The organism is Mycobacterium sp. TH-M82 (genome assembly GCF_057473605.1).
Window position 1 is genome coordinate 19,534 of record NZ_JBYCKY010000239.1, and the last position, 15,387, is coordinate 34,920.

A 15,387-nucleotide genomic window follows, 5' to 3' on the forward strand; every position below is an offset into this window, starting at 1 on the left:
AGCAACAGAACGCGAGCAACGATGAAGAAGGCCAGGGAGTTCGTCTCCTTCGTCGTCGTCTACACCCTGGCCCGCAAATTCCCCAAGCTGGTCGGAAAATTCCCCAACGGCCAATCGATCCCCTTCGGACCGTTCAGCTACACCCAAATCGGGGTCATCGCCGCATCCGCCATCGGAATCCTCGCGATCTTCGAACTGTTCCACCCCCCGATCCTGGCGACGCTGTTCGTCGGCTTCGCGATCGCCATCCCCTCGGTGATCATGGCCCGCCGCATCGGGTTCTCGATGGCCCGGACTACCTCGCGACTGATCTGGCTGGTCCGCCCCCTGCTCTACCGCGCACCACTGAGCACCGGAGGCCGCCCCGCAACAACACGCCGCCCAACCACGACCGGCCACGACACCCACGCCCTCGACCTGGAGTTCCTGCACTCATGATCTCGGCACAACAACTGGTGTCCCTGGGACAACCCACACTCGCAGTCACCCACAACCTGCGATGGACCCGCACCGGCGTCGTCTACGCCGAATGGCTGCTCACCGCGCGCCCCAACGGCCACGAGGAAACCGCCGAAAAACGCGACGTCGCCAACGACCACCGACACCTGTTCAGCGATCTGCCCGCCGCGACCTTGACCAGCGTCGTAGCCCCCATCGCCACCTCCACCATCGCCGAGAACATCATCTCCTCGGCGCGACGAGCTGCCCGCCGCTCCAACGCCGCCGGCCAACCAGGCGACTTCCTACGCCAGTTCAACGACTACGCGATCGAGGCCTCGGCCCGACTCACCGAAATCGAACACCAAGACCCGGCACCAGCCGAACGCATCCACTGGCTCTCAGTCCCACTGTGCGCCCCAGCCCGCGCCGGCGCACTGCCCGACGGCTACCAACCGACCACCAAGGACATCGCGCACTTCCTGCCCCTTGCCCTGGAAGCCGAACGAAAAATCCCAGCCTCCTTCGCGCCCCGGCGCGCCACCGAAGAGCAGATGCACTGGCTCTGGGACCGCTGCCACACCCGCGGCGTGGACTACCGCGACTACCTCGCAGCACTCGACGGAGCCGAACCGGACCCCTCCGCCCCACGCCCCTTCCCCCACTGCTCCGCCGGCCCCGCCCAGCCCGTGCGCCGCGGCCGCGGCTTCCGGCTCGACGGCTCACTGGACCCACGCCTGCCCCGGGCCGTGAAACTGTCATTCCTCGACAGCGACATCCCCGAAACCTTCCAGACCTTCCTCGTCGTCGACGACTTCCCCGCACCCCTGGGCTGGCCCGGCGTGGCCGACCAGATATTCGCGCTGCTCAACTACTTCGAGGGCGCCGGAATCGACTACACACTGCACACCTGGATCCGCAACCGCGCTGATGCGCTGGCCGCCAACACCACCTCGCTCAAGCGGCTCTCCGAGCAGATGGACGAGCGCGACAGCGAAATGAGCTTCGCCCAGAACTTCCTCGTCACGCGCGGGCGGCTGCTGACCCAATACAACAACCACCTCGAAGCCAACGCGGCCGAGACCGAAATCGGGTTCTGCCCGATCATCGCCGTCTCCGCCCAGAGCCTCGAAGAGCTCCAGGACCGCGTGCGCGACATCAAGCGCACCTTCACCGACATCCCCATCAAGCTCACCGACCTCAGAGGCGCCCAGGAAGAGCTATGGGCGGCCTGCCAACCCGGATACCCACCCCAGCGCGTGACCGCGGACTACACCCACTTCACCGCCACCGACATCTTCGCCCAGTTCGCCCCCATCACCGTCTCCCAGATCGGCGACGACAACGGCCCCTGCCTGGGCGAAAACCAACTGTCCGGATTCCGTGAACCGGTCTACTTCGATCTGCTCGGCGTCACCGAGAAAGACAAGTCCGCCTCCTTCGCCCTCGTCGGCGACCTCGGCTCCGGCAAATCCGTATGTCTGAAAACCATCACCTACGCGACCCTGGATCTGGGAGGGCAGGTCTTCGCGATCGACCGGTCCGCCCGCGGCGAATACGTCACGATCGCCCAATCCCAGCCCGGCGCGGTCGTCATCGACCCCACCAACCCCGAGTACACACTGGACCTCCTGCGCATCGTCCCCGGCGCCGATGTAGCCGAGCGCGTCCTACCCGTGCTGATGCGCCTGTTTCAAATCCGCTCCGGTAGCCCCGAATCAACCCTGCTCTCCGACCTGATCGAGCCCAACTACCGCGCCCGGCACAAGATCCACGGGCTGCCCGAACTGGTCACCCATGCCGCTGGCCTCGCCCGGAACCCAGACCAGGCCGCCGCGCTGGTCGACAACGACCCCCAGGTGATCGCGAAACTGGCCGCGCAACTGCGCTTCTGGTCCCAGCGCACCTACGCCCGGGCCCTGTTCGCCAGCGACCTGCCACCACTGCCGCTGGATGCGCCGATGGTCATCTTGCGCACCAACAAACTCGCCCTGCCCAGCGAGAACGAGAACGCCGCCGACGACCCCACCAAACTGTTCGGCGACGTCATCTACAACCTGTTCGCCACCATCGCCCGCCAGGTCCTGTTCTCCGAACCCGATGACCCCAACGCCCGGTTCGGACTGTTCCTGCTCGACGAAGCCCGCCACCTCACCCGCTCAGTCATCGGCGGCCCGATCATCGACGACTTCGTCATCGACGGCCGCAAACACGACTGCGCCATCGGCCTGGCCTCACAGGATCCCGCGCACTACGGGCGGTTCGCCCGCCTGATCCCGACGTTGTTCCTGTTTCGTCAGGTTGACGAAAGACTGGCCGCCGAGGCCCTGCGTATGTCCAGCGAAGACGCCGCGAGCAACCCAGATCTGGTCAAGTACCTCACGAACGCCAACCCGGGCGAATGCCTCATGAAGGACCTCCGCCGGCGGCTCGGTGAAGTCAAGATCCGCCTGCCCGCTCGCCCAGACAGGGCCGCGGCGGTCAACACCACCCCCGGGGAGCCACGGTGACCGACAGGAACCCGTTCGCCGCCGCCCGCCGCCTGGTTCGTCGGACAGCTCTGCTGCTGACCCCATCGGCCTACAGCCTCGTCAACGCCGCACCGGCCTGGGCGGCCGGCGGCACAGCCGTCGGCGCCGTCTGGCTCGGCATCTCTGACAGTGCAGATGTCCCCATCGGCCTCTACGGGTTGTCCCTGAACAACGGCAGCGTCACCGACCCGTCAGCTGTCCCGAGCTCGCTGAGCATGCACTGGCTCTACGGCTTCTACAAGTCCGTCATCGGCTACGCAATCTGGTTACCCGACTACGCGTATTCCCTGCGGTGGCTCAAGATCATCTCCGGGCCTGTCGAATTCATGGGCACCCAGTTGACCGCAATGGTGCACTCACCCGAAGTACTGCTGGCCGTGGGCTTCGCCGCAACCTGTTTCATCGCGATCAACGTGGCCCTGGGCAAGGTGGGCCGCGCCGCGGCCCAGGCAACCGTGGCCATTCTTCTGGCGTGCCTCGCCGTCACGGTGGGAAGTAAACCGATCGGCGAAGCGGTCGGCCCCTCCGGCTTTTTGGCGATGGGCCGTGACATCGCAGCCGAAAGCGTCAGTGAGCTATCCGGAAAATCCCTGAGCGGGGATCAAGCGGTGAAGGAGATGACGCAACAGCTGGCCGACCACTACGTCCGAACCCCGACCCTCGTCTGGAACTTCGGTGCCGACCTCGACGCCGCCCCCTACAACTGCGGTGCCGTCTGGTCGGCCGCCATCACCACCGGCCCCATCGACAAAGTCAAAGATGCCGTCGAAAAGGGCTGCCCACACGGCGAGGAACTGCACGACTACGCGATGAGCGACCCCGATAGCCGCAAGACGGTGGCCTTTTCCTCGCTCCTGTTCGCCCCGACGATGCTCTTCGTCCACGGCTGCGAAAGCATCCTCGCCATAGTGCTGGGCATCGCGACGATCATCTGGCTGATAGTTGCCATCGTTGCGCTGGTGACCGGCTGGATTCCGGGAGCAAACCAGACCTTGGCCATCAAGGCAGGGCTCGGTGCAGTGGTCTGCTTCGTCGGCATGACAGCGATGTTCGCACTTATCGGGATCACCGGGCTGCTCGTATCAGCACTGTTCAATGCCGTCGGCGGCGATATCGCCGTAGCGATGCCCATGGTGGTCGTGCTGATAGTGGCCCTGCTCGTCGGAATGTGGTTCGTCCGCAAGAGCATCGTCGAGCATCGCAAGCGCACCGTTCAGGCGGTCCAACGATTTACCGACGGCGGTGGCGAATCGGGACATTCCCAGGCGCCGGCCTCGGTCCCCACTACCGCGCAGAAGGTGGGCCGTCTGACTCGCGGCGCCGTCAAGACGGGCGTCAAATACGGCATCAGCGTCGTAGCGCCCGAGGCAGCCCCATACCTGGCTGCTGGCGACCAGCTTCAGCACCGCGTCAACGCCAAGCGCCTCAAGGGCGACAAACGCACCAGCAACAGAAAGTCGCCACCCACGTCGCCCTACGCCGTCACCTCCACGGCCTACGAGCCAGCGGCGACCCCGACTGATGTAGCGCCACGCTTCACCAGCCCGAACCAAGCCCCGGCCGCGGGGCCATCCACCGTTGCCTTTGCCGAGTCAGCCGACCCAACGCGGCAATCGGTGTCCTCCGCAAACCCAGCCCACCAGCAACGCAGGGCACTGACCAGGCCTTCCGCCGGTCCTAGTCCTCGACCCAACCCTGCAGGACCCCGCTCCCCCGGGCCCGGAACTCTGGCCGGACCTGCTCCCGACGTTTCCTTCAGCGGGCAGGTCCACCAACAGTCGACGCTGCTGTCCGGAGCCACCACCACCCGCAACGGCCGCAGCGCGGAACCCGCAAGCTCAAGCAACGACCCTGCACCCGAAACCGAACGCCCCACCCCGGGTATCCACCCGGCCATCGCCCACCTCGCCCGCCAAATCGCCGACTACCAAGAGTCGACCCAGGAACCCGCTGCTGCAGGCGTCCTCGAATCCCACGGCGATGTCAGGGGTCAACGCATGGCCCGCAGCAAGCAACGCTGATGTCCACCATCACCAAGGTGCTGCTGATCGCCGTACCGGCAGCGGTAATGGGGCCGCTGGTGGCCTTTCCGATCATCATCACGATGCTCACCCTGCCCGGCCAGACCACCCAAGTCTTCTACAACACCTGCACCGCAGCCCTGGGTATCCGCGGCGCCATCGTGGCAAACCCACCGGATCCCGCCCCAACCCCCGACGAGGTCCTGTTGAAGATCGCCCAGACCGCCACAACACTGGGATTCGGCAACCAGGGAGCAACCGTGACCGTGGCAATCGCACTGCGCGCAACCGGACTGGCGAACGCCGCGAACCGAACCGACACCGCAACCCAGCGCTATGCGCATAGCGCCCTGATCGACACCGGCGCCGGCGCCCTGGGACTGCCACTGTCCTGGGGCAGTCCCGCCGAACTGATGACACCGGAGGTCTCCACCGCCTTGGCACTCGATCACATGGTCGATGCGGACCCTCAGTGGCGTGACCGTACGTCCGCGGAACTCGCGGCCGAAATCACCGGACTCACCCCCGACGCGTTCGAGGCCCTGGCCAGCGAAGCCGAGGCCCGCATCCCCGCCGCCACAACAACGTCCACCCCGACAGTGCCCCTGCTGACCTCGGTGGCACCGACCACAACCACGAACACGACCCAACCCCGCCAGCGCCCTCTACCACCGGTGGCCACCACCGTGCTCAACCCGAGCGAGGCGAGCGCAGCAGCCTCCGCAGCCCCAGACGCCGCCGCCTGTCTATCAGCCCTGACCGCCGAACTACCCCCGATCGCCACCCGTCGCAACCCCGACGGGCCGGCGATCGCTGCCCACGCCCAACACGCCATCGCCACCGACCCGACACCGCAAGACGGCGAGACCCCGACCCGAGCACCCGAACAGCCGCAGCGGCTCCCCACCGACTCGGCGCAGTTCGTCGCCGAACTGCTCACGGACACCCTGGGCACGCCCATCCCGGACAACATCACCGGCCAGCTCCGCCTGGGCTACCGCGTCGACACCGCACCCGACCCCGGCGACATCATCTACACCGACATCAGCGCCAAACAGGGACCACACCTGGCCGGGATCGCCCTCACCGACACCGTCATGGTCACCGTGCTGCCCGGGCACCCCGGCCCCGAAACCGTTCCGATCGGCCCCAACCGGCTGATCCGCAGAATCCAGCAAGGAGCAACCTCGTGACCCACCCGGCCCCGATCATCACCGCCCCCGCCGTCGACCCCACCACCGGGGACTTCGCCAGCGACGAAACCCACGCCGGCACCGGCACCAACGGCAAGCCGAAGCCCTTCTCGCTCAACGGCGACTCCGGGGCAACGCCGCTGGCAACGCCACCCCTGTCAAGCCCCGCCCCCACCGCACCGACCACCACGGCCACCGCCACCCCGCAAGCCGCCAACCTCGGCAACGCGACGCCAGGGAACAACCCGACGACGGACACTGCCCCCATCGACGCGAAAGCTGAAGGCGACGACAAATCCGACCATCCAGGGCAAGGAGGCAAGGCCGACGGGAAACCTGAGGAGAATGCGGACACGCCCACCGATCCAGCAGCGACCATGCCGCCCGACATGGCCAGTGCCCTCAACGGCCTGGCCAACCTCGGACCCCAACTGACCGGCCCCTTGATGGCCGCCGCCACCGGACTCCCCGCAGCAGCACTGCAAGGCCTCGGCTCACTGGTACCCTCCCTGGCCTCCGCCGTCCTCCCCCAGCTCGCCCAGCTGGCCAACCAACTCGGCACAGGCCAACCACCCGCAACACCGTCCGCCCGCCTCGCCTCCGACTCTGCAGACGCACTAGCGGGCCCCCTGGGAGACCTGGCCGGCGAGGGCATCGCCGGCGACGCCGCCCGCTCCCACAATCAGGACCTCGCCCGCCAGGTCGACGCACTGCGTGAAGTCGAACGGCGCCTCGGCGAGGTCCTCGGCCTTTCCTCGGCACGTACCGAAGCTGATCGCGCGAAGATCAAGAACGTCATCACCGACGTCGAGACCGCACTGACCTCCGCCGGAGCACAAGGCAACACCCCAGAAGCCCAAACCGCCGTGATGACCGCCATGCGCAAAGCCCTCGACGACGCCGGCGGCATTGTGAGCGCCGCCGCCCGTGAAAAACTGACCGACGCCAAATTCGTGCGATCCCTGATCCAGGACTACCTGACCGCCACCGCTCCCACCGACACACTGCACGCCGGCACAGTCGGCAGCGGTATGGGTGCAGACGCCGTCCGGGCGGCCCGCAGCGCCCTGGGAATCCCGTATGTCTGGGGAGGCGGAGGCGCCCTGGGCCCCAGCAAGGGCGGCTTCGACTGCAGCGGCCTGACCTCGTACGCCATCGCCAAAGGGACACACGGCCGACTCATCCTGCCCCGCACGACCTACGACCAGATCCACTCCGGCCGCGCCGTAGCCCTCAACCGGCTCGTCCCGGGAGACCTGGTGTTCAGCAACTTCTCTGCACCCGGGCGCCCCGAACACGTCGCGATCTACATCGGCAACGGCCAAGTCATCGAAGCACCGCACCGCGGCGCCCCCGTCCGCGTCGCACAGGTCCCCTCAGGCGCCCAGGCCCGCCGCGTTCTATAACTGACACACACGCACCGAACACCACCGGGAAGGCCCCCAGCCCATGATTGCCACCAGCGGTGAAGACACCACCACCGACGGCTTCGAAGTCAGCGTCGACGAAGCCGCCTACCTGGTCGAACACCTCGACCTCTCAGGCCGCCTACCCGAGGTGCTCGCCCTCTACAACCCGATGACCGGCCCAGACCTCGCCGACTCCTGGAAGAACCTCCAACGCAACCGGCTCACCGAGCGGGGCATCATCACCCCCACCGGCGTCGTCCCGGAAATCACCAGAATGATGCGGACCGTCGCCGACGCCGAAGAAACCCTAGCCATCCGCATCATCCCGCTGCGCACACCCGACGTCATGCTGCGCGTCGCCATCGCCACACTCCACGACCGATTCGTCGCCGTCAGCCGCACCCGCGACATCGTCCTTGCACAACTCGTGCCGGCGGCCGACTGGCCTGACGCCGCCACCGCCGTCCTCGACGCAGTCCTGGGCAGCCACACCCCGGCAGCCCTGAGCGGCGGCGTACAGCTGACAGGCGCCGACGTACGCCGCATCAGCGATAACGCGCCAGGCCAAGTCACCGACCTACTCCTCGACTACGGACTGAGCACACACGACGCCGAGATCCTCAACGCATCGTCTAAGCCCGACGTCGCTACCGAGATCACCGCACTGCGTCGCGTCGACGGCGTCACCCGCCGCACCAAGACCGCCGTATCACTGCTTGACACCGACAAGTACGGACGCGTGCTCGCCTGGCCCCACGTCGGACCCGACCACCGCACCCACATCACCTACGCACCGCCGAGCGCCAGCCGCCTCGCATCCGCGATCCGAGCCCTGCTGGCCAGCCTCGACACGGCCTGACGAATCCCCGCGCAACACCACCACACGCGAGCCCCCGGCCACCGGGTTCCCGGGCACGGACTGCGAACGCACTGTGTGGCAAAACGCGTGCAGCGCAGCTCATTACGGCACCCGGCGCAACGGTCCAGTTGGTCCTCTTGAGAACGGCTGCGCAGCGCCCGAAGGTGGACATGATGAAACGTCCATTCCTGGCCCGCCTCGCCAGCCGTCCGCAAACGGCTGAGATCGCCGCGGCCCACACCGAGTTCCACACCACCGCCGACCAGCTGCCACGGCGTGTCCTCGACCGCCTCCGCCACCCCAGCGCACCCACCTACCTGGTGGCGTGGGACCCCACTGCCGACGCCGTGGTGTGGCGCCCCACCCCAGGACGATTCCGGTGAGCACCCCGACGACGAGCAAGGCCACCGGCAACGAGGAGAGCGCCGGCGCGGTTGCCCTGGCCGTGCTGGTCATCATCGCCGGCGCCGGATGGCTCGCCTACCGCTACCTGGCCACCAACACCACCGCGCTTACCTCCCTCGACATCCCCACCGCCGCCGGCGTCGCCACCACGCTGCTCATCGCCGCATCCGCTGCCGCCCACACCTGGTCGTCCACCCACCCCGGCACCCCCAGCGACACCGAGCCCGAGAAGTGGGCCATCACCACCCCGGCCGCTTCGGCGACGATCGCCACCGCCGCCACAGCAGCAGCAGCAGTCCTAGCCGCCACCCGGTGGGTCGCCGGCGTCCCGCTCATCCCGGCAGCCGGCCTCACCCTGGCCGCCGCCATCGGCGCCGCAGCACTGACCGTGGACCGCTACCGCCTCAGCGCCGCCCGAACCCAACTCCGGAGCACCCTGATTCAGGCCCTCTACGCCCCGCTGGGCCACCAACGCCCCTCCCCCCGGGTAGTACCGGCCATCCGGTGGGACAAGGCGTCTGCGACGCCCCAGAAGATCACCATCCGGGCCAGCCGACCCCTGTCGGCAAGCCTGCCCACCGACGACCCCAACCTCGACCTCGACGAAGCAGCGGGCCCCGCCGCCCGCCGCCTAGACCCCGCCAGCACCATCCGCCGAATGCTGCGCACCCACTGCAGCGCCTACTACCGCGTCAGCGCCGACCCATCAGGCATGGTCTTCACCGCCACCGAGTTCGTGCCCGAGCAGATGGACGAGGACCTGGCCGACCTGACCCGCAAGGTCCGCGACATCTTCGAATCAACGGCCGCAGTCACCGGCGACCTCACCGAGGGCTTCACCGTCAAACACACCATCGGCAAGAAACTCACCGGCGAGTTCCGCAAACGCGTCGCCGAGCAGAACCTGATCGAGCTCGTCGGCGGCAACTGGCGCGTCAAGTGGGACATGCCGGCATCAGCAGCGATGTTCACCCCGAAGCCAGAACTTCCGACCATGGTCTACCCGAAGCCGGTTCCGGCAGTTAGATCGATCACCGAAGCCATCCGCGAATATCCCAAGACGCGCTTCCCCTACGGCGTCGATCTGGATCTGGGTGTGCAGGAATGGAATCCGCTGGATTCCCCCCACACCCTGGTCGGCGGAAAAACCGGCGCCGGCAAGACCGTCTGCCTGCGCACGCTCATCATGATGGCCGCCCTACGCGGCTGGGCGGTGGTGCTGGTCGACTTCAAGGGCGGCTCGTACTCCGACTTCGTCGGCTGGCCCAACGTGCACATCATCAGCAGCGACCCCTTCGAGTCGATTGCCACGATCCACCGCATGTACAAGCTGATGGACGACCGCAACGCCCGTGCCCGCTGGGACCAGACCCAGTGGGACGACAACCTGCCCTACCTGGTCGTCATCGACGAAGCCGCGCAGTTCCGCGTCGTGCTCGATCGGCTCTGGAACGCCGGACTGAAGCCCAAGGGCGGCCCCAAAGATCCCCCCACCGTCACCGAAGTCAACGAGATGGCCCGCCTGAGCCGAACCGCTCGCGTGCACCTGGTAATGGGTATGCAGCGCCCCGACGCCACGCTCATCGACACCGAAAGCCGCGACAACTTCGGCAACAGGATCTCCGTCGGGCCGATCTCGCGCATCGCCGCGGAGATGCTGTTCGAGGACAGCTTCACCGGCCGCTACGTGCCCCGCATCAAAGGCCGCGGCATGTCCACCGGAACCCACCAGGACCCCCGCGAGACGCAGTACTACTTCACTCCGGCGGCAAACAGCACCAAGGAGGAGGAGGCCAAGGTGATCGCCGAACTGCGGCCCCCCACCGCTCTGGTGCCCCGCTATGTCCCCGAACTGCCGCCCGACCTCGCCGGGGCGAGTTGGAATGAGATCGCCAACGCGCCGTGGTTTGACCTCTCCCAGCGCCCCGACCTGGACCCGATCGGATTCCGCCGCAAGGTAACCGAGTTCGATGGCGACTCCCGCCTCGGCTTCGACATGCGCGAAATCCTCGCCAACCTCGGCGACGACGTGCGCAATCGCGACCTGCAGGACCTGATCGTGGAGGCCCGCGAGCTGCAGCCCGGCGACGACGTCACCTTCGATGCGGACCACCGCGGCGAGGTCGATGGGATCGACATCGGCGAGGACGGCACCGTCACGGTCATGTGGCAAGACGAGGACAGCGGTCGCCTTTGCGTGTCCGCACTACACCCCAGCGACAGGCTCGAGGTCCAGCGCAACTCCTCTTGAGAACCCCCAGCAAATCGCCTTAGCGTCATAGCCAAGACCGCCCCACACGTAGGCGGGTCACGCGAAAGGGGCTGGAGCGCGCGATGTCACCCATCGAGAGCCCGATTTTGGCATTGTTCCGAGCACCAATGCTGGAGAAGCTGAAGGTACTTGCTCACATCGGCCTCTTCGGCGCCGGCGGCATGCTGCTGCTGCCGTCGCCCCCGAAAAAGACACTCCAGCCCGCCCCCGATGGGCAGGGACCTGCTCACGAGGAGATCGACAAGGTCAACGCCGCACTGGAGGAGATGAAAAAGCAGCTCGACGAGCTGCACAAGGCTGGCGAGAACGCCGCCGCAGCGGCCGGCGAGAACTCCGCCGACGGCCGCATGCTGTCCGAACGCATCCTGTCTGAAGGCGGCCAACTCGACCCGGGCCTGGCCGCCCAGGGCACCACTCCCGAAGCCGACGCCGGCCGGATGGCCGCAATCCAACAGCAGGTCGACGAGCTGGCCAAAAATGTCCAGGACAAGGCGAACAAGGCGAACGACATCGCCGACAGCCTGCGCAACATGGGCATGGGAGGCATGCCGGGCCTCGGCGGCGGCATGCCGGGCCTCGGCGGCGGCCCCGGCATGGGCATGCCAGCCGGGCTCAGCCCCCTGGGCGGATCCGGACTGGGCGCACCCGCCCCCGTCAGCGCCTCTGACGGGGACGCGATGAAGCCCGCCGAAGTGTCCAAGCTCGGCGACGACGTGCTCAAGCCCTCACCGATTCAGGATTCAAACGCGCCGGGCGGCGCACCCGCGGCCGGCACGGCCGCCACGGCCCCGCCGGCAGGTAACACGCCACCGCCGCCAGGGACCGCCACAACCCCGAACCCCGAGACCAAGCCGAAACCCGACGCGCCATCCACCAGCAAGGAGATCACCCTGCCGGGCGGCCAGGTGGTCACCGCCCGCAGCGCTGAAGGCGCCCAGGCGGTGCGCAATGCCCTCGAAAAGCCCACCGGCACCGGTGATATGGCCACCGCCGCATACGCCGGCACCGGCGTCGACATCCCCACAGATGGCGCCGACCCGGGCCACAAGGTCGACCCCGCCGACGTCAAGCCCGGCGACATCGCAGTCTGCGACGATCACACAGCCATCGTCGCCGGAAACGGACAGCTCATCGGCCCCGACGGCCAGCTGCAGCCCCTGGGCGTGATCAACGACTGGCAGGGCTTCAAAGGGTTCTTCGATCCCACCGCCTCGGCGGACGCCGCCGGCAGCACGGCCGCCGTCCCCGTTGCCGCAGCACCGCAGCCACCCCCCACCGGCACCACACCCGCATCCGACGCCACGGTCCTGGCCACCGGACCGGCCCGGACACCGGCCGGGGCCGGCACCACGCACGCACCCGCCAGCCCCGGTTTCGGCCTGCCAGCGACGCCACACAATGAGCGTTGAACACCTCATCGACGACTACCTCGCCACCGTGCGCCGGATCGTCGGCACCGGCCCAACACCGTCCGGCACGACCACCGTCGCGCCACCTCCGAAACTGGACCTGCCCACCAGCTGGGCAGGCCCCGCAAGCCGCGCCGCAGGGGCCGCAACCGAACAACTGCAACGGTCCCGCCAACGCCTGACCAGCGCCTCCAACGGCGTGGCAACGCTCACGAAATCCGCCGCCCACATCGCCCAGCAAGCCACAACCCAACTGGACGTGATCAACGGCGAATGGGACCAGGCCAAAGCCGCCACCACCATCATTACCCCAGCCTCCTTACGCGAGGCCGCACTGATTCCGGCCGCCCAATCCACCATCGACGAGGCCGTCACACTCATCACCGACACGGCCACCAAATACGCCGACGCCGCGGCCGCCGTACGAACCCACACAGCAGACCTACCCCTCGAACCGCCCTCCCCGACCGCGGCCGCCACGGCCGGCGAACCCCCGGCTGGCGAGGCCTTCGACGATCAGGACACAGCGTTCAGCGATCCCACCATGCCCGTCCTGGCCGCCGGCCTACCCGCCGCCGCTGACCAAGCCGCCAATCCCGCCTCGTCGCTAGCCGCCATGGCCGGCATGGCACCCGACATGATGTCCCAGGCGATGGAACTACCAGGGACACTGCTGCCGATGGCCACATCCCTGCCCGCCAACGCCATGGTCCCGCTCGGCGGCATGCTGAGCCCCTTCTTCAAAGCCTCCGACTGGCCCACCGCCCCCACCTCATCCAACGAGGCCCACGGCACCACTGCCGGCTCCCACATCGGCAAGCCAGGGACCGTCACCGCCGCGATCGAGCAAGCCCTCGACATCCTGGGGATCACAGACCCCGACGCCCGGCAACACTGGCGCGACGGCTACCAAACGCTGATTCGCCGCGAGTCGACATTCGACGCCCACGCCATCAACAACAGCGACTCGAACGCCGTCGGCCCGATCCTCGCCGACGGCGGCCACGCGGGATCGTCACGCGGCCTGGCCCAGATGGTTCCCGGCACCTTCCGCGCCTACCACGTCCCGGGGACCAGCGACGACATCTTCGACCCCGTCGCCAACATCGCCGCCTCCATGAACTACGCCCTGCACCACTACCACGTCTCTCGCAGTGGGGTCGACCTCGCGGCGAAAATCCCACAGGCCAACCCTTACTCCACCGGCGGAGGGTACTGACCATGACCGGCATCATCGACGTCGTCGACGCCACAATCAGCCAGGCCCGCACCCTGCTGGGCACCGGCCAGCCCGCCACCCCGAGACCCCCGATTGCGCCGAGCGGCGCCCCTCAACAGGCCCAGCAATGGAACGGCACCGCAGCAGCCAACGCCTCCACCGTCTCCGACCTACTGCACGTGACCCGCGGGCAACTCACCGACGCCCAAACCCGCGCCATTATCGCCATGTCAACCGGCCCCGACATCGCCCACACCGGACACACTGGCCTCGACGTCATTGAGGCCGACTGGCAAGCCGACAAAGACCGCCTGGGCCCGTTTAGCGACACCCCCGAAGGCCAAGCAGCCCTGATCACTGCCGCTATGGACCGCCTCGGCGAGACGCAATCACTTGTCGTCGAGACGAGCGGCCAGTACAGCATCGCTGGGGACGCAGTCCGACAAGCCCTTGGCGACCTACCTGACCCCGAAGAGCCCACCGCACCAGGCGATGCCCCGGCCCCGGAGGACGCCGACCCCACCGATCCCGACGCGACCGACCTGCCAGAGGACGACAGGCCCAAAAGCCCCGGAGACGCTCCACCAGACGCCGCAACCCTGATGGCCAGCTCCGAACCAGACCTACTGCACAGTGCCGCCGCGGGCCAGCCCCAGGCCGCCATGATGCCGCAAGCAATGCCCATGGGCGCCGGCTCACCCATGGGCGGCATGCCTAGCGGTGGCATGCCTAGCGGAGGCATGCCCGCCGGCGGCGGTATGCCCCAGGGCCTGCAGTCGATGCTGCAACCCCTCACCCAAGCCGCCGAAACACTGGGCAACGGCGATACCGCACAACAGGGCGACACCGACCGCGACCGAGACCCGTCCACCGGCGCCCAAGTCGTCAAGAACGCCGACCGCGCCCTCGGCTTGCCCTACGTCTGGGGCGGCGGCAACACCACCGGCCCAACCGGCGGCGGCTTCGACTGCAGCGGCCTGGCCCAATGGGCCGTAGCCCAAGCCACCGGCGGCGAGGTAATGCTGCCCCGCCAGACCTACGACCAAATCAGAGTCGGCCAAACCATCGCCCCAGGAGACGCCCGACCCGGCGACCTCATCTTCAGCAACTTCTCCTCCCGAGGCCCAGAACACGTCCAAATCTTCGCCGGCGACGGCCGCGTCATCGAGGCACAACAGAACGGCGTACCCGTCAAATACAGCAACGCACCCTCAGGACACATCGTCATCAAACGGGTCACCTAAACCACACCCCAGAGTGTCGATCACGCATCCGCGAGGCGTCCTAGACCGTCACTGGCCAGCATAAACACGCTGAATGGCCCGCTCGCGCACGAAACCGACATTGCGCAACAGGGGCCAGCCGGGAGAGGCAATCGGCCCAACGGGGGCCAATGAGGCAGGTAAGCGAGCATTTACCGTGGACCAAAGTCCGCGCGCCGCGGCCCTCCCCGGCCTCGTCCGCCAAGACCCGAAACGGCTTTTTGAGCATCCGCCGGAGTTCGGCAACAACGTCAACACCCCACGAAGCGGAACGAGCCCGCGAGACAGGGACAGCCACCCCTGGCCCCGCAGAAACCAATTCCTGGCAGGATCGGCGGCCCGCCCCAACACGGTGCGCCAAGCACAACC

The 15,387-nt window shown here is 67.6% G+C and carries 11 protein-coding genes; all 11 read left to right on the forward strand.

The window, feature by feature from the left end:
• The first annotated feature begins 21 nt into the window (after window positions 1-21).
• The 11 genes from AC2VON_RS07155 (at window position 22) to AC2VON_RS07205 (ending at window position 15,000) form a co-directional block, all read left to right on the forward strand.
• Entirely contained in the window at window positions 22-438 is a 417-nt protein-coding gene (locus AC2VON_RS07155) for a hypothetical protein (RefSeq protein ID WP_486952317.1), read from the forward strand.
• Window positions 435-2,948 carry an ATP-binding protein gene (locus AC2VON_RS07160; protein WP_486952318.1) on the forward strand — a complete coding sequence of 838 codons (2,514 nt, stop codon included), beginning with the start codon at window positions 435-437 and terminating at the stop codon, window positions 2,946-2,948. Before AC2VON_RS07155 ends, AC2VON_RS07160 begins: the two co-directional genes overlap by 4 nt.
• Window positions 2,945-4,990: a hypothetical protein gene (locus AC2VON_RS07165; protein ID WP_486952319.1), complete on the forward strand. Its 2,046-nt coding sequence runs from the start codon at window positions 2,945-2,947 to the stop codon at window positions 4,988-4,990. Before AC2VON_RS07160 ends, AC2VON_RS07165 begins: the two co-directional genes overlap by 4 nt.
• Window positions 4,990-6,183 (forward strand): hypothetical protein, encoded by a 1,194-nt coding sequence (locus AC2VON_RS07170; protein WP_486952320.1) that lies wholly within the window; start codon window positions 4,990-4,992, stop codon window positions 6,181-6,183. The genes AC2VON_RS07165 and AC2VON_RS07170 overlap by 1 nt, the downstream gene beginning before the upstream one ends.
• Window positions 6,180-7,589 carry a C40 family peptidase gene (locus tag AC2VON_RS07175; protein WP_486952321.1) on the forward strand — a complete coding sequence of 470 codons (1,410 nt, stop codon included), beginning with the start codon at window positions 6,180-6,182 and terminating at the stop codon, window positions 7,587-7,589. The genes AC2VON_RS07170 and AC2VON_RS07175 overlap by 4 nt, the downstream gene beginning before the upstream one ends.
• A 43-nt stretch (window positions 7,590-7,632) precedes the next feature.
• Window positions 7,633-8,451 carry an ESX secretion-associated protein EspG gene (locus AC2VON_RS07180; protein WP_486952322.1) on the forward strand — a complete coding sequence of 273 codons (819 nt, stop codon included), beginning with the start codon at window positions 7,633-7,635 and terminating at the stop codon, window positions 8,449-8,451.
• Window positions 8,452-8,624: 173 nt separating this feature from the next.
• Window positions 8,625-8,834 (forward strand): hypothetical protein, encoded by a 210-nt coding sequence (locus AC2VON_RS07185; protein WP_486952323.1) that lies wholly within the window; start codon window positions 8,625-8,627, stop codon window positions 8,832-8,834.
• Window positions 8,831-11,107, forward strand: a complete 2,277-nt coding sequence (locus tag AC2VON_RS07190; RefSeq protein WP_486952324.1) for an FtsK/SpoIIIE domain-containing protein — start codon at window positions 8,831-8,833, stop codon at window positions 11,105-11,107. The genes AC2VON_RS07185 and AC2VON_RS07190 overlap by 4 nt, the downstream gene beginning before the upstream one ends.
• Before the next feature lie 83 nt (window positions 11,108-11,190).
• On the forward strand, window positions 11,191-12,537 hold the full coding sequence (locus AC2VON_RS07195; RefSeq protein WP_486952325.1) for a hypothetical protein: 1,347 nt from the start codon (window positions 11,191-11,193) through the stop codon (window positions 12,535-12,537).
• Window positions 12,527-13,756, forward strand: a complete 1,230-nt coding sequence (locus AC2VON_RS07200) for a transglycosylase SLT domain-containing protein (protein ID WP_486952326.1) — start codon at window positions 12,527-12,529, stop codon at window positions 13,754-13,756. The genes AC2VON_RS07195 and AC2VON_RS07200 overlap by 11 nt, the downstream gene beginning before the upstream one ends.
• A gap of 2 nt (window positions 13,757-13,758) precedes the next feature.
• Window positions 13,759-15,000, forward strand: coding sequence for a C40 family peptidase (locus tag AC2VON_RS07205; protein ID WP_486952327.1), 1,242 nt, complete (start codon window positions 13,759-13,761; stop codon window positions 14,998-15,000).
• The last annotated feature ends 387 nt before the right edge of the window (window positions 15,001-15,387 follow it).